The sequence below is a fragment of the Ramlibacter sp. GS1-15 genome (assembly GCF_057785015.1).
Window position 1 is genome coordinate 1767511 of the sequence record NZ_JBYNTU010000001.1, and the last position, 18581, is coordinate 1786091.

Consider the following 18581-nt stretch of genomic DNA (forward strand, 5'->3'; position numbering starts at 1 on the left):
GTGCCTTGTGGCCAAAGGCCGTCCGGAGCAGGAAATCTGCGGCCGACTTAAAGTTCGCGCTTTCTCATCAGTAACAAGAGGTTCACAAAATGACGATGTCGATGTCCGCAGCCAGCCTGCCGGTTTTCAAGCACATGCTGGCGAACCTGTCCCACATCCTGGACAAGGCGGCGGCGCACGCCGAGGCGAAGAAGTTCGACCCGGCCAACCTCCTGACCTACCGGCTGGCACCGGACATGCTGCCCTTCACGAAGCAGGTGCAGATTGCCTGCGACTCTGCCAAGATCTGTGCGGCGCGCATTGCCGGCGTGGAATGGCCCAAGTTCGAGGACAACGAGGCGAGCTTCGCGGACCTCAAGGCTCGCATCCAGAAGACGCTGGATTTCCTCGCCACCATTGCGCCGGAGAAGCTCGATGGCACGGAAGACAAGGAACTCACCATCCCCACCGGCCGCGAGACCTCGCGCCAGATGAAGGCCCAGGACTACCTGCGCTTTCACGCGCTGCCCAACCTGTTCTTCCATGTGACGACGGCGTACGCGATCCTGCGTCACAACGGTGTGGACCTGGGCAAGACCGATTACCTGGCCGGCGCGCGCAAGGGCTGATTCAGCTCGCCGCTGCTTCCAGGGCCGCAAGCCGGTCCAGCTCCGCGCACACGTCGGCCATGCGGCCGCTGATCACGATCCGGTTGGTCGAGCGCACGACCCGCAGCGGCCTCCTCGAAAAGGAGCCGCAAGACGGACGGCCCGGATGCGCCGTTGCGCCGGGGCGCAGCGACTGCATCGTGGGCACGCCCGCCTTGCGGGGCAACAGCGAACGGAAAAAGGAAAGCACTGCGATGGCCATGTGAGACTCCTTGGAGCACTGACACGGCAGGATTGGGTGGGGACCGGCGCTGCCGCAGGGTAGTCCCGCTCGCGGGACGATACGCCTGCCACCTGCGGCGCGCCGGGCGAAACGTGTTACATCAGCATGGTGTTGCGGATCAGGCCCACGGCCAGGCCCTCGATCTCGAACGGCTCGCCCGGCTCCACCACGATGGTCGGATAGTCCGGGTTCTCCGCGTGCAGCTCGATCAGGTGTTTGTTGCGACGGAAGCGCTTGACGGTGACTTCATCGCCCAGGCGCGCCACCACGATCTGCCCGTTCTTCGCATCCTTGGTGGCCTGAACGGCGAGCAGATCGCCGTCCATGATGCCGGCGTCGCGCATGGACATGCCGCGCACCTTGAGCAGGTAATCCGGCCGGCGCTGGAACAGCGTGCTCTCGACGTAGTAGGTCTGGTCGATATGTTCCTGCGCGAGGATGGGCGACCCGGCGGCGACGCGGCCCACGAGCGGAAGCGACAGCTGGGAAAGCCCGGGCAGCGCCCACTGTTTGGTGCGGCTTTCGTTGATCGCCTTGAGTGCGTCGCTTTGCAACCGGATGCCGCGCGAGGTGCCGGATACGAGCTCGATGACACCCTTGCGAGCGAGCGCCTGCAGGTGCTCCTCCGCCGCGTTGGCCGACTTGAAGCCGAGTTCCGACGCGATCTCGGCGCGCGTGGGCGGCGCACCGGTGCGTGCGATGGTGCTCTGGATCAGGTCCAGAATCTGCTGCTGGCGGGCAGTGAGCTTGGGTTGGTCAATCACAGGGTGCTCCTGTTTCGATATCCAGTAACTGTATTTTTAACCAGCTTTCGTGAAAAGTGCAAGTGCGGCAAACAAAAATCGTGGTACTGGGCACCGGCGGCACGCTCGCCGGTACCTCCTCGTCACCCGCTGACAACGTCGGCTACACCGCCGCGCAGATCGGTGTGGCGCAGTTGGTCGCGGCGATTCCGTCCCTGGCCGGAGCGCCGATCGAGAGCGAGCAGGTGGCGCAGGTCGACAGCAAGGACATGACCTTTGCCATCTGGCGCGAACTCGCGCTGCGCTGCGCCCATTGGCTGGCGCAGGGGGAGGTCGCCGGGATCGTCGTCACGCACGGCACCGACACGCTAGAGGAGACCGCCTTCTTCCTGCAGGAAGTGCTGCACCCGGACAAGCCGGTCGTGATCACCTGCGCGATGCGGCCGGCCACGGCGCTGTCGCCGGACGGCCCGCAGAACATCGTCGACGCGGTCGCGGTGGCGTCGCACCCGGGTGCACGCGGGGTCGTCGCGGTGTGCGCCGGCCGCATCCACGATGCGCGCGACATCGCGAAGGTGCACCACTTCCGGCTCGATCCGTTCAGCTCGGGCGATGCGGGTGCCGTGGGCTACGTGGAAGAGGGGACGCTTCGGCTCGCGCGTGCCTGGCCTGCGGGCGGCGATGCGTCACGGCTCGCCCGCGTCGCCGCCGCGAAGCAATGGCCGCGCGTCGAGATCGTCACCAGCCACGCTGGTGCATCGGCCGATACCGTGAACGCGCTGGTCGCCGCGGGCGTGAAGGGCCTCGTGGTCGCCGCGACCGGCAACGGCACGGTCCATCGCGAACTGATGCCTGCATTGCTCGACGCCCGGGCGAAAGGCGTGAAGGTGCTGCGCGCGAGCCGCTGCGCCGAGGGCGGGATCATCCCTCAGGCGGGCGACGAGTTGCCGTCGACGAATCTCCCGCCGGTGAAGGCGAGGATCCGGCTGATCCTGGAACTGCTTTAGGCGGAGAGCGCGCGGAACACGCGCTGCGTGATCTCTTCCACCGTGCCCATGCCGCTGATGGCGCGGTACTTGGGCGCGTTGGCCGGGTCGGCCTTGGCCCAGTTGGCGTAGTAGTCGACGAGCGGGCGCGTCTGGTCGGCATACACCTGCAGGCGCTTGCGCACGGTCTCTTCCTTGTCGTCCTCGCGCTGCACCAGCGGCTCGCCGGTCACGTCGTCCACGCCGGCGACCTTCGGCGGGTTGAACTTGACGTGGTAGGTGCGGCCCGAGCCCGGGTGCGAACGGCGGCCACTCATGCGCTCGATGATCGCCTCGAACGGCACGTCGATCTCGAGCACGTAATCGAGCTTCACGCCGGCCTGCTTCATGGCCTCGGCCTGCGGAATGGTGCGCGGGAAACCGTCGAAGAGGAAACCCTTGGCGCAATCGGGCTGGGCGATGCGCTCCTTCACCAGGCCGATGATGATGTCGTCGCTGACCAGCGCGCCCGAGTCCATGACCTTCTTCGCCGCGAGGCCGAGCGGGGTGCCGGCCTTCACGGCCGCGCGCAGCATGTCACCCGTCGAGATTTGCGGGATGCCGAATTTCTGGCAGATGAACGTGGCCTGCGTGCCTTTGCCGGCGCCCGGTGCGCCCAACAAGATCAGTCTCATGGTTCCCTCTTTCGCGCCCGAGGATAGCACGCGTGCCTTGGCGCGCGCTTACGTTTGGTGCGCTCCAAAGAGGTGACGCACCCGCTCCAGATCTTCGGGGGTGTCGACGCCAACTCCCGGTGCGGATTCGGTCACATGCACCGCGATCCGGTGGCCATGCCAGAGCGCGCGCAACTGCTCCAGCGCCTCGGCCGATTCGATCGGCGCTTGCGGCATCCGGGGAAAGCCGCGCAGGAACGCCGCGCGGTAGCCGTAGATGCCGATATGGCGCAGCAGAGGCTGTGGGGGCAGCGCGCTGATGCCGCCGGCGAACGCGTCGCGCGACCAGGGAATCGTCGCGCGGCTGAAGTACAGCGCGAGCCCGTTCGCATCGAGCACGACCTTCACGACATTGGTGTTCGTGAGGTCAGCGACGTTGTCGATCGCGTGGGCCGCCGTGCTCATGGCGGCTTCGCGCTTCGCGTCGAGCAGCGTGGCAACGGAGTCGATCAAGCCCGGGTCGATCAGCGGCTCGTCGCCTTGCACGTTGACCACGGCGTCATCGCCGTCGAGCCCGGTGATCTCGCAGGCTTCGGCCAGCCGGTCGCTGCCGGAGACATGGTCGGTGCGCGTGAGCACGGATTCGATGCCGTGCGCGCGGCAGGCGTCGACGATCGATGCATCGTCCGCCGCGACCACGACGCGCTGCGCCCGTGACTGCGCCGCCCTTTGCGCGACACGCACGATCATCGGCCGCCCGGCGATGTCCGCGAGCGGCTTGTTGGGCAGCCGCGTGGACGCCAGCCGCGCGGGGATGAGGACGGTGAAGCCCATCAGACCAGCGGCGTGCGCGGGGGCAGCCGCTCGAGCTCATCGTCGCTGAGCGTGCGCGCTTCCTGCTCCAACAGGATCGGGATGCCGTCGCGGATCGGGTAGGCCAGGCGCGCGCTGCGCGAGATCAGCTCCTGCCGCTCACGATTGAAATCGAGGTGCCCCTTCGTCACCGGGCACACGAGCAGCTCAAGCAGTTTGTGGTCCATCGGGCGATGATAGCTTTGCGTCGAACGCTGTCCAGAACGCCGGGTCGATGCCGACCTGCAGCGGCACGGCCCAGGCATCGGGGCGCGTTCGCCACAGCTTCACCGCGTCCTTCTCGGTGCAGACGATCTCGCCCTCGATCGCCGGGAGCGAGGCGAAGCTGTCGTGATCGGGAAGGGCCATCGTCAGGGCCGGCACCAGACCCCGCTGCCGCAGCATGTCGAAGAAGGCCTGTGGCTTGGCAATCGCGGCGATGGCCGTCAGCGGGCGGCCTTTCAATCCGGCGAGCGGCACGCGCGTGCCGTCGGCCCGGATCGCCTCGGACGCGAGGCTTCGTTCCACCTTCTCCGGCGGCAGCACGAAGTCGACGGCGCGCGGCCACGGCTCCCGCAGCGGGCCCGCGGGCAGCAGCCAGCCATTGCCCACGCCACGCTCGTCGAACACGCAGACCTCGATGTCGCGCGCCATCGCGTAGTGCTGCAGGCCGTCGTCGCTCACGATGACCTGGGTGTCGGGGTACGCGCGCAGCAACGCACGCGCGGCCTCGATGCGCTTGCGCGCCACGAACGCCGGCACGCCGCAGGCGCGCGCGAGCAGCAGCGGCTCATCACCCACGTCGGCGGCGTCGCTCTCCGGTCGGACCTCGCGGCAATCGCTCGTGCGCCTGCCATGGCCGCGCGAGACGATGCCCACATGCAGGCCTTGCGACTTCAGGTGCTCGACGACCGCGCGCACGATGGGCGTCTTGCCCGACCCGCCGGCGATGACGTTGCCGACGACGATCACGGGCACACCGGCGCGTTCGCTCCTGAAGAGGCCCAGGCGGTAAGCGGCGCGCCGCAGTGCGACGACGAGCCCGAAGGCCAACGAGAGCGGCCAGAGCGCGCAAGCCAATGCGCCGCGTTCCAGCCAGGCGCGCTGCAGCGCCTGACCCATTCAGTGCGCCCCGGCGGCCGCCGAGTTCTGCGTGGCGAAGGTGATCTGGTTCAGGCCCACGCGGCGCGCGGCCTCCATCACCGTGATCACGGACTGGTGGGGCGCTGCGGCGTCGGCCGTGATGATGACCACGCTGTCCTTTTGCGGCTGCAAGCTGCCGAATGCCTGCGCGACCGCGTCCACATTGCGACCGGCCACCGGCATGCCCTTGATCGTGTAGCGGCCATCGCTCGTCACCGAAACGATGATCTCCTTCGGGTAGTCGCGTTGCGCGTCGGTATCCGCGACCGGCAGCTTCAGTTGCAGCTCGGTGAACTTGCTGTAGGTCGTGGTGAGCATCAGGAAGATGAGGATCACCAGCAGCACGTCGATGAACGGGATCAGGTTGATCTCCGGTTCTTCCTTCGGACGCGGACGGAAGTTCATCGGCCCCTCAATGTCGCGAGGTGGCGCGCGAAGCGCTCGGCCGCGAGTTCCAGCGTGAGCAGGTAGTCGTCCACCCGGACGCGGAAATAGCGCCAGAAGATCAGCGACGGAATCGCGACGATCAGGCCGAAGGCGGTGTTGTAGAGCGCCACCGAGATGCCGTGCGCGAGCTGCGCCGGGTTGCCGCCCGTGGCGCCGCCGGGCGCCTGGGAGCCGAAGATCTCGATCATGCCGATCACGGTGCCCAGCAGGCCGAGCAGCGGCGCGGCCGAGGCGATCGTGGCGAGCGAGCTCAGGTAACGCTCGAGCCGGTGCGCCACCGCCCGGCCGGTGGCCTCCATGCTGGCGCGCAGGTCCACCTCGGTGCAGCGCGGGTCGGTGTTGAGCGCGCGAAAACCGCTGGCCAGCACCTCGCCCAGCGCCGAGTTCCGCTCGAGCTGCTTGACCACGTCCGGTGTGGGCACGGAACTGCGCGACGCGGCGAGGGCTTCGTCCAGCAATTTCGGCGGGACGATCTTGGCGGTCTTGAGGCTGAGGAAGCGCTCGACGATGAGCGCAAGTGCAAGGATGGAGCAGGCAACGAGCGGCCAGATCGGCCAGCCTGCGGCTTGTATGATCGAAAGCAAGGGGTCTCCGCCTGACGAGTACTGCTGAAGTGCGGGCCGATTATCGTGTACGAACGGCGCACTGTAGGAAGGCAAAGCACACATCGTAGGAGTTGGCCCACAGAAGTTGTGGACAACTTTGTTGAGAAGCCGGCCTGCCCCACGCGCAAACCCGCGCCATTGCTTCACGGTGACAGATCGATGACAAATTGAGCAGGAAAATCCTGAATGAAATCAAGGCCTTGCTCGACAAAATCAGCGTTTTCCGAGGCACTTTGTATCCTTTGCTTCCTGTCCCCGCATCTGTGGACTAAACGAGACGCCCGATCGGGCGTCCAGCCCCCCGTTTCCTGATGTCCGACACCACACCGCCAGCCCTGGCGCCGCGAATCTGGCCGGTGGGCGCGCTATGCCGCGCCGTTGCCGATGCCCTGGAGGCGAGATTCAATCCTGTCGCGGTCCGCGGCGAGATTTCGGGCCTGTCGCGGCCGGCCAGCGGGCACCTGTACTTCTGCCTGAAAGACGCGCAGGGCCAGATCCGCTGCGCGATGTTCCGCCGCGCGGCGGGCCTGATGGATTTCATGCCGCGTGAAGGCGAGATGGTCGAAGCCTGGGGTCGGCTGGGCGTGTACGAGGCGCGCGGCGACCTGCAACTGGTCGTCGAGACCATGCGGCGCGCCGGGCAGGGGACCCTGTTCGAACAGTTCATGCGGCTCAAGGCGAAGCTCGAAGCCGAAGGCCTGTTCGACGAAGCGCGCAAGCGGGATGTGCCGGCCATGCCGCACGGCATCGGCCTGGTCACGTCGCCCCAGGCCGCGGCGCTTCACGACGTGGTGACCGCACTGCGGCGCCGCGCCTGCCACGTGCCGGTCGTGTTTGCGCCGGCGGCGGTGCAGGGCAGCGGGGCACCCGGCGAGCTCATCGAAGCGCTCGAGCGGCTCTATGCGCGCGCAGCCAGGGGCGAGATCGACGTCATCCTGCTCGTGCGCGGCGGCGGCTCGATCGAGGACCTGTGGGCATTCAACGACGAACGCCTCGCCCGCACGATCGCCCGCAGCCCCGTGCCCCTCGTTTGCGGTGTCGGCCACGAAACCGATTTCACCATCGCCGACTTCTGCGCCGACGTGCGCGCGCCGACGCCGACGGCCGCGGCCGAACTCGCCGCCCGTTCGCGCCGGGACTGGCTCGACGAGCTGCTCGGCGAGCGCGAGAGATTGCATCGGACGGTGCAGCGGCGGCTCGATTTCGCACAGCAGCGGCTCGACCAGGCGGCCGCGCGGATCGGTCGCCCGCTGGCGCGCCTCGGGTCTCAGCAGGTGCGGCTCGGCCGCGCGGCGCACCGGCTGCATTACGCGATGCATGCACGGCTCGAGCGCGAGCGGGGCGGCTTCGCGCTCACCCAGCAGCAGGTGTCGGATGCACTGCGCGCCCGCCTCGACAAGGGCACGCATGCGCTCGAGCGAGCCGGCATGCGGCTGGAGCTGCTCGACCCGAAACTGGTGCTCCAGCGCGGGTACGCGTTGCTGCGCGACGAGCAGGGCGCACCCGTGACCAGCGCCGCGCGAACTCATCCGGGCCAGCCGCTCACCGCCACCCTCGCCGACGGCGAGGTTGCTCTCACCGTGCGCGCGCCCGGAACATACAGCTCATAGAATCGGCAAATCCATAGACCAACAACCGAAGAGGAACACCATGGAACACACCCTGCCGCCGCTGCCGTACCCGATCGACGCGCTGGCGCCGCATTACTCGCGCGAGACGCTGGAGTATCACCACGGCAAGCATCACAAGGCCTACGTGGACAACCTGAACAAGCTGCAGGTGGGCACCGAATTCGAGAACATGGCGCTCGAGGAGATCATCAAGAAATCCTCCGGCGGCATCTACAACAACTCCGCGCAGATCTGGAACCACACCTTCTTCTGGAACTGCATGAAGCCGCAGGGCGGCGGCGAGCCCAAGGGCGCGCTGGCCGAGGCGATCAACAAGAAGTGGGGCAGCTACTCGGGCTTCCGCGACGCCTTCGTGAAGTCCGCGGTGGGCAACTTCGGCTCGGGCTGGACCTGGCTGGTGAAGAAGCCGGACGGCAGCGTCGACATCGTGAACACGGGCGCCGCCGGCACGCCGCTCACCACCGCCGACAAGGCGATCCTCACCGTGGACGTGTGGGAGCACGCGTACTACATCGATTACCGCAACCTGCGCCAGAAGTTCGTCGAGACCTTCCTCGACAAGCTCGCGAACTGGGACTTCGCGCAGAAGAATTTCGGTTGAGCGACAGCGCCTGACCGAAAAGCCGCCTGCGGGCGGCTTTTCTCATTTCTGGAACGGCGCGCCGGAGAGTTTGGCGCCGGCCTTGATCCCCTTCTTGGCGAACCAGCCCTGGTTCATCTCCAGCACGAAGCGCACGGGCTGCGCCGAGCAGTGTGAATCCTCGGTCTGCGGCTTCATGTCGGCGAGGTTCACGATCGTGCCGTCCTCCGCGACGAAGGCGGCCGTGAGCGGCAGCAGCGTGTTCTTCATCCAGAAGCACTGCACCGAAGGCTGCTCGAAGACGAACAGCATGCCTTCGTGCTGCGGCATTTCCTTGCGGAACATGAGCCCGGTCATGCGCTGGTCGTACGTGGCGGCGACCTGTGCATCGATACGGTGCATGCCGGCGGCGAGCTGCACGCGCGGCAGGTCGAGTTGCGGCTGCTCCTGGGCGGCGGCCGCGAAGCTGGCGACGAATGCCAGCGAAGCGAGGGCGGAGGCGAGGGACTTCATGCGCTGATTGTCACCTGAGGACGCAAACGAAAATGCCCGCGCGAGGCGGGCATCGAAGCTTTCGGCAGGAGCCGATTACTTGGCGGCGGAAGCGGGGGCAGCGGCCGCGGCGGCCTTGTCAGCCTTCTTCTTGGAGGCCTTCTTGGTCTTCTTGGTGGTCTTCTTCTCGGCCTTGGCTTCGCTCTTCATGCCGGCGTCGGCGGTGGCGGCGGGCTTGGCGGCGGAGGCGGCGGCGGCCGGCGCGTCAGCGGCGAAGGCCGTGGACACGGCGAAGACGGAAGCGATGAGGGTCGCGAGCAGCTTGTTCATTTCTGAGTCCTTTCAGGTGGCAGATGATTTTTCGAAAAACCCCTCCGGCTTTTCCGAAGGTGAAACCACAACGGCAAGCCCGGCGCGGCGGTTGACACGCACGAGCCGCCCCGAAACAAAAACGCCGCGCACACGGCGCGGCGTTCCGGTTCGGGCGGACCCGATTACTTCTTGGCGGAAGCGGCGTCGGCCTTGGCTTCGGCCTTGGCTTCCTTCTTCTCGGCCTTCGCGTCGGCCTTCGCGTCGGCCTTCACGGCCTTCACTTCGGCCTTGGCCTTGGCTTCCTTCTTGTCGGCCTTGGCTTCCTTCTTCTCGGCTTTCGCGTCGGCCTTGGCGGCCTTCTTCTCGGCCTTGGCTTCCGTCTTCGCTTCGGCCTTCGCGCCAGAGGCGGCGGGGGCCGGGGCGGCGGCTTGCGCGAACACGGCGCCGGCGAACAGCGTGGCGAAGAGGGCGGCGAGGAGCTTGTTCATGTTTCTTGTCCTTCAGGAAAGGTTTGGTTTTTCGAAAATCGTTGCCCGGCTCCGGGCAACCTCCCGCCAACGCACAAGCCAGCCCATTGGTTGACACGCGCTAGAATCCTCTGGTTTACCCGCATGCAGCCACTCCCCGGAGACGTTTCCCCCATGTACCAGCACATCAAGGTCCCTTCGCAGGGCCAGAAGATCACCGTCAACGCCGACTTTTCCTGCAACGTGCCTGACCAGCCGATCATCCCCTTCATCGAGGGCGACGGCACCGGCGTGGACATCACCCCGGTGATGCTGAAAGTGGTCGATGCCGCGGTGGCCAAGGCCTATGGCGGCAAGAAGAAGATCCACTGGATGGAGGTCTACGCCGGCGAGAAGTCGACCAAGGTGTACGGCCCCGACGTGTGGCTGCCCGAGGAGACGCTGCACGCCGTGCGCGACTACGTCGTCTCGATCAAGGGCCCGCTCACGACGCCGGTCGGCGGCGGCATCCGCTCGCTGAACGTCGCGCTGCGCCAGGAGCTGGACCTCTACGTCTGCCTGCGCCCGATCCAGTACTTCGCCGGCGTGCCCTCGCCGCTGAAGGAGCCGGAGAAGACCAACATGGTGATCTTCCGCGAGAACTCGGAAGACATCTACGCCGGCATCGAGTGGGAAGCCGAGAGCGACAAGGCGAAGAAGGTCATCAAGTTCCTGATCGACGAGATGGGCGTCAAGAAGATCCGCTTCCCGGGCACGTCGGGCATCGGCATCAAGCCCGTGTCGCGCGAAGGCACCGAGCGCCTGGTGCGCAAGGCGATCCAGTACGCGATCGACAACGACAAGCCCAGCGTCACCATCGTGCACAAGGGCAACATCATGAAATACACGGAAGGCGGCTTCCGTGACTGGGCCTACGGCCTGGCGCAGAAGGAGTTCGGCGCGCAGCTGATCGACGGCGGCCCGTGGTGCAAGTTCAAGAACCCGAAGACCGGCAAGGACATCGTGGTGAAGGACTCGATCGCCGACGCCTTCCTGCAGCAGATCCTTCTGCGTCCCGCCGAGTACAGCGTGGTCGCCACGCTGAACCTGAACGGCGACTACATCTCCGACGCCTTGGCGGCGCAGGTGGGCGGCATCGGCATCGCCCCCGGCGCGAACATGAGCGACTCGGTCGCGATGTTCGAGGCCACGCACGGCACCGCGCCCAAGTACGCCGGCAAGGACTATGTGAACCCCGGTTCCGAAATCCTTTCGGCCGAGATGATGCTGCGCCACATGGGCTGGACGAAGGCGGCGGACCTGATCATCAGCTCGCTCGAGAAGGCGATCCTCTCCAAGAAGGTCACCTACGACTTCGCGCGCCTGATGGACGGCGCGACCCAGGTCAGCTGCTCGGGCTTCGGCCAGGTGATGATCGACAACATGTGATCGCCGGCTGCGCCGGAGCACAAAAAAGCCGCCTTCGGGCGGCTTTTTCTATGGCGCGGGGCAGCCTACTTCTGGATCAGGTCCCCATGTCCCGAGGCGTGGAACTGGGGCGCGCGGACCTTGGAGTGGCGCGGCTGGCGGTCATGGCCGCCGGGCTGGGTGGAGATGGGCTTGATGTCGGCGCTGCCGGGCTCGGCATGGATGTTCTGCGCGAGCTGGCCCTTGGGGCCTTCCGTGATGTCGAAGGTGACGCGCGAGCCCTGCTTGAGCGTCTTGAAACCTTCCATGGCGATGGCGGAAAAGTGTGCGAAAACGTCCGCGCCGCCGCCGTCCGGCTCGATGAAGCCGAACCCCTTCGCGTCGTTGAACCATTTCACGGTGCCAGTCGCCATCTTCTTCTTCCTCGAGCAGACCCTCTTACCGTGCGAAGTGTCACGCCTTGTGGCACTTCTGTCAATGTTTTCACAAACTAAAGTTTCTTCGTGTGCGGCAGGATTCACGGCTTTTTCCCGGATGGCGGGCACGGGGCCGTGCCTGGCCTCGAGCAGGCCGGGCTGCTCGCTTGAATGTCGCGGTGGCGCCACCAATTCACTTGCAGGCTGCGGTGCGAAACGGCGCTGGCTAGAATGAATTTCATGGCAACGAAACCCCCTTCCCCCGCGCCTGTCGCGCCGGTCACCCGGCCGAAGCAGGACGACGGCGACTCGGTGGTGGTCGAGCGCCAGCTGCAGCGAACCAAACCCCCGCAGATGTACCAGGTCGTCATGCTCAATGACGACTACACCCCCATGGAATTCGTCGTGGTGGTGATCCAGGAGTTCTTCAACAAGGACAGGGAGACGGCCACGCAGATCATGCTGAAGATCCACCTCGACGGAAAGGGGATTTGCGGCGTGTATTCACGTGACATCGCCTCGACGAAGGTGGAGCAGGTGCAGGAAGCCGCGCGTCAAGCCGGGCATCCCCTGCAATGTGTGAGTGAACCGGTTGAATAAACGGCAGTCGAACCGATCTACAGTATTCATTGAAGCAGCAAGGCAAAAGGAATTGAGATGATTGCCCAGGAATTGGAAGTCAGCCTCCACATGGCGTTCGTGGAAGCGCGGCAACAGCGCCACGAATTCATCACCGTGGAGCATCTGCTGCTGGCGCTGCTGGACAATCCCAGCGCGGCGGAAGTGCTGCGCGCATGCTCGGCCAACATCGACGATCTGCGCAAGTCGCTGTCCAACTTCATCAAGGACAACACGCCGCAGGTCGCCGGCACCGACGACGTCGACACGCAACCCACGCTGGGGTTCCAGCGCGTGATCCAGCGCGCGATCATGCACGTGCAGAGCACGGGCAACGGCAAGAAGGAAGTGACGGGCGCCAACGTGCTCGTGGCCATCTTCGGCGAGAAGGACTCGCACGCTGTCTACTACCTGCACCAGCAGGGCGTCACCCGCCTGGACGTGGTGAACTTCATCGCGCACGGCATCAAGAAGAGCGATCCGCCCGAGCCCGCCAAGAGCGGCGAATCCTCCAGTGGCGAGGAAGGCGAGGGCGGCGAGAAGAGCGAGAAGGCCTCGCCCCTGGAGCAATTCACGCAGAACCTGAACCAGGCCGCGAAGGACGGCAAGATCGACCCGCTGATCGGCCGCGAGTACGAGGTCGAGCGCGTGATCCAGATCCTGTGCCGCCGCCGCAAGAACAACCCGCTGCTGGTGGGCGAAGCCGGCGTGGGCAAGACGGCGATCGCCGAAGGCCTGGCCTGGCGCATCGTGCAGAAGGAAGTGCCGGAGATCCTCGCGGAATCCACCGTGTACTCCCTCGACATGGGCGCGCTGCTGGCGGGCACCAAGTACCGCGGCGATTTCGAACAGCGCCTGAAGGGCGTGCTCAAGTCGCTGAAGGACAAGCCCAACGCGGTGCTGTTCATCGACGAGATCCACACGCTGATCGGCGCCGGCGCGGCGTCGGGTGGCACGCTGGACGCGAGCAACCTGCTCAAGCCGGCGCTGTCCCAGGGTTCGCTGAAGTGCATCGGCGCGACGACCTTCACCGAGTACCGCGGCATCTTCGAGAAGGACGCGGCCCTGTCCCGCCGCTTCCAGAAGGTGGACGTGGTCGAGCCCAGCGTGGCCGAGACGATCGAGATCCTCAAGGGCCTGAAGAGCCGCTTCGAGGAGCACCACAGCGTCAAGTACGCCGCCAATGCGTTGCAGGCGGCTGCCGAGCTGAGCGCGAAGTACATCAACGACAGGCACCTGCCCGACAAGGCGATCGACGTGATCGACGAGGCCGGCGCGGCGCAGCGCATCCTGCCGGTGAACAAGCGCAAGAAGACGATTTCCAAGACCGAGGTCGAGGAGATCGTGGCGAAGATCGCGCGCATCCCGCCAGCCAACGTCTCGAACGACGACCGCGGCAAGCTGGCCAACCTCGAGCGCGACCTCAAGTCCGTCGTGTTCGGCCAGGACAAGGCGCTCGAAGTGCTCGCCGCTTCCGTGAAGATGGCGCGCTCGGGCCTGGGCAAGGGCGACAAGCCGATCGGCTCCTTCCTGTTCTCGGGCCCCACGGGCGTGGGCAAGACCGAGGCGGCCAAGCAGCTCGCCTACATCATGGGCGTGGACCTGATCCGCTTCGACATGTCCGAGTACATGGAGCGCCATGCGGTGTCGCGCCTGATCGGCGCGCCTCCGGGCTACGTCGGGTTCGACCAGGGGGGCCTGCTCACCGAAGCCATCACGAAAAAGCCGCACTGCGTGCTGCTGCTCGACGAGATCGAGAAGGCGCACCCGGACATCTTCAACGTGCTGCTGCAGGTGATGGATCACGGCACGCTGACGGACAACAACGGCCGCAAGGCGGACTTCCGCAACGTCATCATCATCATGACGACGAACGCGGGGGCCGAGTCGCTGAACAAGGCCACGATCGGCTTCACGAACGCCCGCGAGTCGGGCGACGAGATGGCCGACATCAAGCGCCTGTTCACGCCGGAGTTCCGCAACCGCCTGGACGCGATCGTGAGCTTCAAGGCGCTGGACGAGCAGGTCATCCTGCGCGTGGTCGACAAGTTCCTGCTCCAGCTCGAGCAGCAGCTGGCCGAGAAGAAGGTGGAAGTCACCTTCACCGACAAGCTGCGCAAGTACCTGGCGAAGAAGGGCTTCGATCCGCTGATGGGCGCGCGCCCGATGCAGCGCCTGATCCAGGACACGATCCGCCGTGCCTTGGCCGACGAGCTGCTGTTCGGCAAGCTGACCGAAGGCGGACGCCTCACGGTCGACCTGGACGACAAGGACGAGGTGCTGCTGGATATCCAGCCCTTGCCGAAGAAGGAAGGCAAATCCAGGCCGGAGCCGGAAGAGATCTCGACCGACGGCCAGTGAGCCTGTCGCGATCCACGAGAGCCGCCTTCGGGCGGCTTTTCTTTGGGCGCGTTACAGTCCCCGAAAAGGAGACTGTCATGCACCGACTCGCCGCACTCGCTGCCTTCCTCGCCCTCACGGGATGTGCCTCGATGCAGCCTCCGGGACCGCGTGCCATCGCGACGCTGCAGCCCACCGCCGGCAACACGGCCAGCGGCTCCGTGCAATTCGTGCAGCATGGCGGCAAGGTGCTGGTCAGCGGCGAAGTGCGCGGGCTGAAGCCGGGTGCGCAGCACGGCTTCCACGTCCACGACAAGGGCGACTGCTCCGCACCCGATGCGGCCAGTGCCGGCGGGCACTTCAATCCGGACGGCAAACCGCACGGCGACGCGCACCGGCAGCCGCACCACGCTGGCGACCTGCCGCCGCTCGCCGCGGATGCATCGGGCGTGGCGAAGATCAGCTACGAAGCCGATTCGATTTCGGTGGGCAGCGGCGGCGCGAACGACGTGGTGGGCCGCGGCCTGGTCGTGCACCGCGACCCGGACGATTTCAAGACGCAGCCCGCGGGCAATTCCGGCGCGCGTGTGGCGTGCGGCGTGATCGCGAAGTCGTAGCCGTCAGTACGTTTTGTAGGGCAGGAACTTGCCCGAGAGCACGACGTTCACGCGGTCGCCCTTCGGGTCGGGCTCGCGCGTGATGTCCATCGAGAAGTCGATCGCGCTCATGATGCCGTCGCCGAACTCCTCGTGGATCAGCTCCTTGATGGTCGTGCCGTACACGCTGACGATCTCGTACCAGCGGTAGATCAGAGGGTCGGCCGGCACGACCGTCGGCAGCGACCCCTTGTACGGCACCACCTTGAGCCACTTCGTTTCCTCGCCGCTCAGGCCGAAGATCTCGCCGAGCGCCTGGGCCTGCTCGTCGGTGGCCGTCATCTGGCCCAGGCACAGCGCTGTCGTCCACTCCTTGGACCGGCCGATCTTCCCGGCCACGCCGGCCCACGTCAGGCCGCGCGAGACCTTCGCGGCGATGATCTTTTCGGTGACGTCGTTGCGGTTCATGCGTTGCTCCTTGGCGCAGATGGATGCACCCCGTCCAAGCAACAGTCATGCCTTGCCGACGATGGCCCTCCAGTGCTTCGGCTCGACCGGCGTGATCGACAGGCGGTTGCCGCGTTTGAGCACGATCATGTCCGCCAGCTCGGGCCGCTCGCGCAGCTCGGCCAGCGAGATCAACGGGATCTTCTTCGTCACCTGCACGTCCACCAGCATCCAGCGCGGTTCTTCCTTCTTCGACTTGGGGTCGTAGTAATCGGACTTCTTGTCGAACTGCGTCGGGTCGGGGTAGGGCGCCGATGCCACGCGGCCGATGCCGACGATGCCCGGCTCGGGACAGCTCGAGTGATAGAACAGCACGCCGTCGCCCACGCGCATCTGGTCGCGCATGTAGTTGCGCGCCTGGTAGTTGCGCACACCGGTCCAGGCGACCGTCGACTTGGGCGCCGCTATTGCGTCGTCCACCGACACTTCGTCGGGCTCGGATTTCATCAGCCAGTAGTTCATGACGGCGCATTGTGACGTACACACCGGGCGCGCCCTGGATGTAACAGATCGTCCGGCACTTGGCTGAGCAGTGAACCGCGTGGATGATCGACGTTGTCGAAACTTCGAAGCCACCTTTGCCGCCCATGAAGAAACACCCGTCGATCTACCTGCTCGCCCTCCTGCTGGCCGTCGTCGCGATCCATCCCGCGCGCGCCGATGACGATGATGACGACGACGGTCCTCGGCATCACCACAAGCACAAGGAGACGTTCTACGAGGGCAACTGCAAGGTCGAGCGCAAGTGGAAGCACGGCGAATACGAGGAAAAGCGCAAGTGCCGGGCGCAACCCGTGGTGGTGCAGCCCGCGCCGGTGGTCGTGCAGCCTGCACCGGCCGTGGTGTACCCGCCGTGGATGGTCGTCCAGCAGGGGGCGCCCGTGTACCAGGCCGCTCCGGCCGTCCCCAGCACGGGAGTGATGCGCTGCGAGAGCCAGACCGTCGGGCGCGTGCTCGGCGGCCTGCTGGGGGGCCTGCTGGGCAACCAGATCGGCCATGGCAATGGCCGCGCGCTGGCGACCGTCGGCGGCGCGGTGGGTGGGGTGCTGATCGGCGGCGAGATCGGCCGCCGCATCGACGCCGGCGACCAGGCCTGCGTGGGCCAGGTGCTGGAGTTCGCCCCGGCCGGCCAGCGCGTGCAATGGGCTTCCGGCCCGCAGCAATATGCGGTGGTTCCGGGGCAGGTGAGCGCCGGGCGGGGCGGTCGTCAATGCCGCAACTACACCTTCGAGGAGCAAACGCCGCAGGGCTGGAGGCGGGTGAACGAAACCGCTTGCCGTCGCGACGACGGCGTGTGGACGCCAGTGTGATCAAGGTCGCGGTCATGGGCGCCGGCGCCGTCGGCATGTATTTCGGCGGCATGCTCGCGCGCGCCGGCCATGACGTGACGCTCGTTGCGCGACCCCAGCACGTCGAGGCGATCGGGCGCGACGGCCTGCGCATGGATACGAAGACCTTCGACGAGCGGGTGCGCGTGCGGGCGAGCAGCGACCCGGCCGCCGTAATGGGCGCACAGCTCGTGCTCTTCTGCGTGAAGTCCACCGACACGGAAAGCGCCGGCGAGCAGATCAAAGCCTTCGTCGGAAAGGAAAGCGTGGTGCTGTGCCTGCAGAACGGCGTGGACAACGACGTGCGGCTGCGGCGTATCCTGGCCCAGCCCGAGGTCGCCGCGGCGGTCGTCTATGTCGGTGCCGAGGTTGCAGGCCCCGGTCATCTCAAGCACCACGGCCGGGGCGAGCTGGTGATCGATCCCGTGCGCAAGATCCCGGGCTTGGCCCGGACCTTCGTCGAAGCGGGCGTGCCGACCGAGGTTTCGCCGAACGTGCGCGGCGCGTTGTGGCTCAAGCTGATCCTGAACTGCGCGTACAACGCGATCTCCGCGATCGCGCGCAAGCCGTACGGCGAAACCGTGCCCGGCGTCGGCATCCAGGACGTGATGCGCGACGTCATCGACGGGTGCCTCGCGATCGCGGAGGCGGAGGGAGTGACGATTCCGGGCGACGTCGATGCCGCCGTGCGCCGCATCTACGAGACGATCCCGCAGCAATACGCCTCGACCGCGCAGGACATCATGCGCGGCAAGCCGACCGAGATCGATTACCTGAACGGCTACATCGTCCAGCGCGGCAAGGCGCTGGGCATCAAGACGCCCGCCAACCAGGCGCTGTGGGCGCTGGTGAAGCTGATCGAACCGAAGAAGTAGCCGGAATCAGCCCGACCAGGCGAACGGCGCGAAATGGCCGTTGCGCGTGCCGGTGTCGTCGTCCCAGTCGATGCCGAACGCGTGCATGTGGCTGCGTTTCGCCTTCGCCAGCGACAGCCGTGAATTGACCGGGTGCGAGACATCGTCGATAGCGATCGGCCGCCCGTCCATGTTGAGCATCGCGTCGCACACCTGGTCGACGAAATCGCCGCCGCGCACGAACCACTGGTTGCCATCCTGCGTGATGGAGACCTTGGCGCGCTCCACGCCCGCGAACTTGCCGACCAGCGGCGCCATCATGGCCATGGGCCCGCCCGCCGCGCCGCTCGCGATCGCCGTGATCGCATCGACTTGCTCCTGCGATGCCGACGAGTCCACGACCAGGCCCACGGTCATGTCGCCCGAGCCCATCGGTCCTTTCGATTGCAGCAGCACCAGGAAGCTGATTCCGTCGAGCGGCACACCGTCCTTGCTGCCCTTGTCGATGCGCAGGCCCAGCGCCGCCTTGCAGTCGCCTTCGGTGGGCGTCGCCGCGAGATTGCTGGTGATGCAGGGGCAGAGCTGCGTGCAGTTGCAGGTTTCGGCGTACTGACCGGAAATTTGCCAGGACATGGCGGTCTCCTCACGCGATGCGCAGAGAAGAATAGCCGGCCTGAGCGATTGTTCAAGCCGCGGTGAGGCCCGCCGCAGGGCAGCGCCCGCGTGGGTGCCGG

At 66.3% G+C, this 18581-nt stretch carries 25 protein-coding genes; 10 read left to right on the plus strand and 15 right to left on the minus strand.

From position 1 onward, the window contains the following. Positions 1–89: 89 nt before the first annotated feature. Entirely contained in the window at positions 90–608 is a 519-nt protein-coding gene (locus tag AC3EF3_RS08875; RefSeq protein ID WP_488531787.1) for a DUF1993 domain-containing protein, read from the plus strand. Position 609: 1 nt separating this feature from the next. On the opposite strand, the gene AC3EF3_RS08880 is transcribed toward AC3EF3_RS08875, so the two are convergent. Together AC3EF3_RS08880 and lexA are read right to left on the minus strand one after the other, a co-directional pair. Then, the gene (locus AC3EF3_RS08880; RefSeq protein ID WP_488531788.1) at positions 610–849 is read right to left on the minus strand and encodes a hypothetical protein; all 240 of its coding nucleotides are present in this window, start codon (positions 847–849) and stop codon (positions 610–612) included. A gap of 116 nt (positions 850–965) precedes the next feature. Continuing rightward, positions 966–1634 carry a transcriptional repressor LexA gene (lexA, locus tag AC3EF3_RS08885; protein ID WP_488531789.1) on the minus strand — a complete coding sequence of 223 codons (669 nt, stop codon included), beginning with the start codon at positions 1632–1634 and terminating at the stop codon, positions 966–968. An 80-nt stretch (positions 1635–1714) separates the two neighbouring features. Here lexA and AC3EF3_RS08890 point away from each other — a divergent pair, with 80 nt between their 5' ends. Beyond that, complete coding sequence (locus tag AC3EF3_RS08890; RefSeq protein ID WP_488531790.1) at positions 1715–2620, plus strand: asparaginase; 906 nt, start codon at positions 1715–1717, stop codon at positions 2618–2620. On the opposite strand, the gene adk is transcribed toward AC3EF3_RS08890, so the two are convergent. The 6 genes from adk to AC3EF3_RS08920 are packed head-to-tail and all read right to left on the minus strand — an operon-like array spanning position 2617 to position 6278. After that, positions 2617–3273 carry an adenylate kinase gene (gene adk / locus AC3EF3_RS08895; RefSeq protein WP_488531791.1) on the minus strand — a complete coding sequence of 219 codons (657 nt, stop codon included), beginning with the start codon at positions 3271–3273 and terminating at the stop codon, positions 2617–2619. The two genes, AC3EF3_RS08890 and adk, sit on opposite strands and share 4 nt — an antisense overlap. Positions 3274–3321: 48 nt before the next feature. Further along, entirely contained in the window at positions 3322–4086 is a 765-nt protein-coding gene (kdsB, locus tag AC3EF3_RS08900; RefSeq protein ID WP_488531792.1) for a 3-deoxy-manno-octulosonate cytidylyltransferase, read from the minus strand. Continuing rightward, a complete protein-coding gene (locus AC3EF3_RS08905) occupies positions 4086–4292 on the minus strand; it encodes a Trm112 family protein (RefSeq protein WP_488531793.1) in 207 nt (68 codons plus the stop codon). Before AC3EF3_RS08905 ends, kdsB begins: the two co-directional genes overlap by 1 nt. Further along, on the minus strand, positions 4273–5226 hold the full coding sequence (lpxK, locus tag AC3EF3_RS08910; RefSeq protein ID WP_488531794.1) for a tetraacyldisaccharide 4'-kinase: 954 nt from the start codon (positions 5224–5226) through the stop codon (positions 4273–4275). Before lpxK ends, AC3EF3_RS08905 begins: the two co-directional genes overlap by 20 nt. Further along, the gene (locus AC3EF3_RS08915; RefSeq protein WP_488531795.1) at positions 5227–5652 is read right to left on the minus strand and encodes an ExbD/TolR family protein; all 426 of its coding nucleotides are present in this window, start codon (positions 5650–5652) and stop codon (positions 5227–5229) included. Then, positions 5649–6278, minus strand: a complete 630-nt coding sequence (locus tag AC3EF3_RS08920; protein WP_488531796.1) for a MotA/TolQ/ExbB proton channel family protein — start codon at positions 6276–6278, stop codon at positions 5649–5651. The genes AC3EF3_RS08915 and AC3EF3_RS08920 overlap by 4 nt, the downstream gene beginning before the upstream one ends. A 332-nt stretch (positions 6279–6610) precedes the next feature. Between AC3EF3_RS08920 and xseA the strand changes: the two genes are divergently transcribed. Both xseA and AC3EF3_RS08930 read left to right on the plus strand, forming a co-directional pair. Next, positions 6611–7909 carry an exodeoxyribonuclease VII large subunit gene (xseA, locus tag AC3EF3_RS08925; RefSeq protein ID WP_488531797.1) on the plus strand — a complete coding sequence of 433 codons (1299 nt, stop codon included), beginning with the start codon at positions 6611–6613 and terminating at the stop codon, positions 7907–7909. Between the two features lie 40 nt (positions 7910–7949). Beyond that, a complete protein-coding gene (locus AC3EF3_RS08930; RefSeq protein WP_488531798.1) occupies positions 7950–8531 on the plus strand; it encodes a superoxide dismutase in 582 nt (193 codons plus the stop codon). 42 nt (positions 8532–8573) lie between these two features. On the opposite strand, the gene AC3EF3_RS08935 is transcribed toward AC3EF3_RS08930, so the two are convergent. From AC3EF3_RS08935 to AC3EF3_RS08945, 3 genes are all read right to left on the minus strand, one after another. Continuing rightward, positions 8574–9023, minus strand: a complete 450-nt coding sequence (locus tag AC3EF3_RS08935; RefSeq protein WP_488531799.1) for a DUF192 domain-containing protein — start codon at positions 9021–9023, stop codon at positions 8574–8576. A 75-nt stretch (positions 9024–9098) separates the two neighbouring features. Then, positions 9099–9332 carry a hypothetical protein gene (locus AC3EF3_RS08940; RefSeq protein ID WP_488531800.1) on the minus strand — a complete coding sequence of 78 codons (234 nt, stop codon included), beginning with the start codon at positions 9330–9332 and terminating at the stop codon, positions 9099–9101. A gap of 164 nt (positions 9333–9496) precedes the next feature. Continuing rightward, on the minus strand, positions 9497–9802 hold the full coding sequence (locus AC3EF3_RS08945) for a hypothetical protein (protein ID WP_488531801.1): 306 nt from the start codon (positions 9800–9802) through the stop codon (positions 9497–9499). 153 nt (positions 9803–9955) lie between these two features. Between AC3EF3_RS08945 and icd the strand changes: the two genes are divergently transcribed. Further along, positions 9956–11209, plus strand: coding sequence for an NADP-dependent isocitrate dehydrogenase (gene icd, locus AC3EF3_RS08950; protein WP_488531802.1), 1254 nt, complete (start codon positions 9956–9958; stop codon positions 11207–11209). Positions 11210–11274: 65 nt separating this feature from the next. On the opposite strand, the gene AC3EF3_RS08955 is transcribed toward icd, so the two are convergent. Beyond that, positions 11275–11601: a cold-shock protein gene (locus tag AC3EF3_RS08955; protein ID WP_488531803.1), complete on the minus strand. Its 327-nt coding sequence runs from the start codon at positions 11599–11601 to the stop codon at positions 11275–11277. Between the two features lie 234 nt (positions 11602–11835). Here AC3EF3_RS08955 and clpS point away from each other — a divergent pair, with 234 nt between their 5' ends. The 3 genes from clpS (at position 11836) to AC3EF3_RS08970 (ending at position 15179) form a co-directional block, all read left to right on the plus strand. Next, positions 11836–12204, plus strand: coding sequence for an ATP-dependent Clp protease adapter ClpS (gene clpS / locus AC3EF3_RS08960; RefSeq protein WP_488531804.1), 369 nt, complete (start codon positions 11836–11838; stop codon positions 12202–12204). Positions 12205–12261: 57 nt separating this feature from the next. After that, positions 12262–14583 (plus strand): ATP-dependent Clp protease ATP-binding subunit ClpA, encoded by a 2322-nt coding sequence (clpA, locus tag AC3EF3_RS08965; RefSeq protein ID WP_488531805.1) that lies wholly within the window; start codon positions 12262–12264, stop codon positions 14581–14583. 77 nt (positions 14584–14660) lie between these two features. Then, entirely contained in the window at positions 14661–15179 is a 519-nt protein-coding gene (locus AC3EF3_RS08970; RefSeq protein ID WP_488531806.1) for a superoxide dismutase family protein, read from the plus strand. A 3-nt stretch (positions 15180–15182) separates the two neighbouring features. On the opposite strand, the gene cynS is transcribed toward AC3EF3_RS08970, so the two are convergent. Beyond that, entirely contained in the window at positions 15183–15626 is a 444-nt protein-coding gene (gene cynS / locus AC3EF3_RS08975) for a cyanase (RefSeq protein WP_488531807.1), read from the minus strand. 45 nt (positions 15627–15671) lie between these two features. Further along, entirely contained in the window at positions 15672–16127 is a 456-nt protein-coding gene (locus AC3EF3_RS08980; RefSeq protein WP_488531808.1) for an EVE domain-containing protein, read from the minus strand. Positions 16128–16252: 125 nt separating this feature from the next. On the opposite strand from AC3EF3_RS08980, the gene AC3EF3_RS08985 reads away from it, so the two are divergent. Next, entirely contained in the window at positions 16253–16975 is a 723-nt protein-coding gene (locus AC3EF3_RS08985) for a glycine zipper 2TM domain-containing protein (protein ID WP_488531809.1), read from the plus strand. After that, the gene (locus tag AC3EF3_RS08990) at positions 16975–17868 is read left to right on the plus strand and encodes a ketopantoate reductase family protein (protein WP_488533761.1); all 894 of its coding nucleotides are present in this window, start codon (positions 16975–16977) and stop codon (positions 17866–17868) included. Before AC3EF3_RS08985 ends, AC3EF3_RS08990 begins: the two co-directional genes overlap by 1 nt. 6 nt (positions 17869–17874) lie before the next feature. Here the strand turns inward: AC3EF3_RS08990 and AC3EF3_RS08995 are convergent, their stop codons facing one another. Next, positions 17875–18480, minus strand: coding sequence for a DUF1326 domain-containing protein (locus AC3EF3_RS08995; RefSeq protein ID WP_488531810.1), 606 nt, complete (start codon positions 18478–18480; stop codon positions 17875–17877). Between the last annotated feature and the right edge of the window lie 101 nt (positions 18481–18581).

What these genes read in the sequence shown, in the direction of transcription:
- AC3EF3_RS08905 (WP_488531793.1), bottom strand. Translation starts at nt 4,292, where the DNA reads ATGGACCACAAACTGCTTGAGCTGCTCGTGTGCCCGGTGACGAAGGGG.
- AC3EF3_RS08935 (WP_488531799.1), bottom strand. Translation starts at nt 9,023, where the DNA reads ATGAAGTCCCTCGCCTCCGCCCTCGCTTCGCTGGCATTCGTCGCCAGC.
- xseA (WP_488531797.1), top strand. Translation starts at nt 6,611, where the DNA reads ATGTCCGACACCACACCGCCAGCCCTGGCGCCGCGAATCTGGCCGGTG.
- AC3EF3_RS08940 (WP_488531800.1), bottom strand. Translation starts at nt 9,332, where the DNA reads ATGAACAAGCTGCTCGCGACCCTCATCGCTTCCGTCTTCGCCGTGTCC.
- icd (WP_488531802.1), top strand. Translation starts at nt 9,956, where the DNA reads ATGTACCAGCACATCAAGGTCCCTTCGCAGGGCCAGAAGATCACCGTC.
- AC3EF3_RS08980 (WP_488531808.1), bottom strand. Translation starts at nt 16,127, where the DNA reads ATGAACTACTGGCTGATGAAATCCGAGCCCGACGAAGTGTCGGTGGAC.
- AC3EF3_RS08875 (WP_488531787.1), top strand. Translation starts at nt 90, where the DNA reads ATGACGATGTCGATGTCCGCAGCCAGCCTGCCGGTTTTCAAGCACATG.
- lpxK (WP_488531794.1), bottom strand. Translation starts at nt 5,226, where the DNA reads ATGGGTCAGGCGCTGCAGCGCGCCTGGCTGGAACGCGGCGCATTGGCT.
- AC3EF3_RS08880 (WP_488531788.1), bottom strand. Translation starts at nt 849, where the DNA reads ATGGCCATCGCAGTGCTTTCCTTTTTCCGTTCGCTGTTGCCCCGCAAG.
- clpA (WP_488531805.1), top strand. Translation starts at nt 12,262, where the DNA reads ATGATTGCCCAGGAATTGGAAGTCAGCCTCCACATGGCGTTCGTGGAA.
- AC3EF3_RS08970 (WP_488531806.1), top strand. Translation starts at nt 14,661, where the DNA reads ATGCACCGACTCGCCGCACTCGCTGCCTTCCTCGCCCTCACGGGATGT.
- AC3EF3_RS08915 (WP_488531795.1), bottom strand. Translation starts at nt 5,652, where the DNA reads ATGAACTTCCGTCCGCGTCCGAAGGAAGAACCGGAGATCAACCTGATC.
- AC3EF3_RS08930 (WP_488531798.1), top strand. Translation starts at nt 7,950, where the DNA reads ATGGAACACACCCTGCCGCCGCTGCCGTACCCGATCGACGCGCTGGCG.
- AC3EF3_RS08985 (WP_488531809.1), top strand. Translation starts at nt 16,253, where the DNA reads ATGAAGAAACACCCGTCGATCTACCTGCTCGCCCTCCTGCTGGCCGTC.
- AC3EF3_RS08955 (WP_488531803.1), bottom strand. Translation starts at nt 11,601, where the DNA reads ATGGCGACTGGCACCGTGAAATGGTTCAACGACGCGAAGGGGTTCGGC.
- clpS (WP_488531804.1), top strand. Translation starts at nt 11,836, where the DNA reads ATGAATTTCATGGCAACGAAACCCCCTTCCCCCGCGCCTGTCGCGCCG.
- AC3EF3_RS08945 (WP_488531801.1), bottom strand. Translation starts at nt 9,802, where the DNA reads ATGAACAAGCTCCTCGCCGCCCTCTTCGCCACGCTGTTCGCCGGCGCC.
- kdsB (WP_488531792.1), bottom strand. Translation starts at nt 4,086, where the DNA reads ATGGGCTTCACCGTCCTCATCCCCGCGCGGCTGGCGTCCACGCGGCTG.
- cynS (WP_488531807.1), bottom strand. Translation starts at nt 15,626, where the DNA reads ATGAACCGCAACGACGTCACCGAAAAGATCATCGCCGCGAAGGTCTCG.
- adk (WP_488531791.1), bottom strand. Translation starts at nt 3,273, where the DNA reads ATGAGACTGATCTTGTTGGGCGCACCGGGCGCCGGCAAAGGCACGCAG.
- AC3EF3_RS08995 (WP_488531810.1), bottom strand. Translation starts at nt 18,480, where the DNA reads ATGTCCTGGCAAATTTCCGGTCAGTACGCCGAAACCTGCAACTGCACG.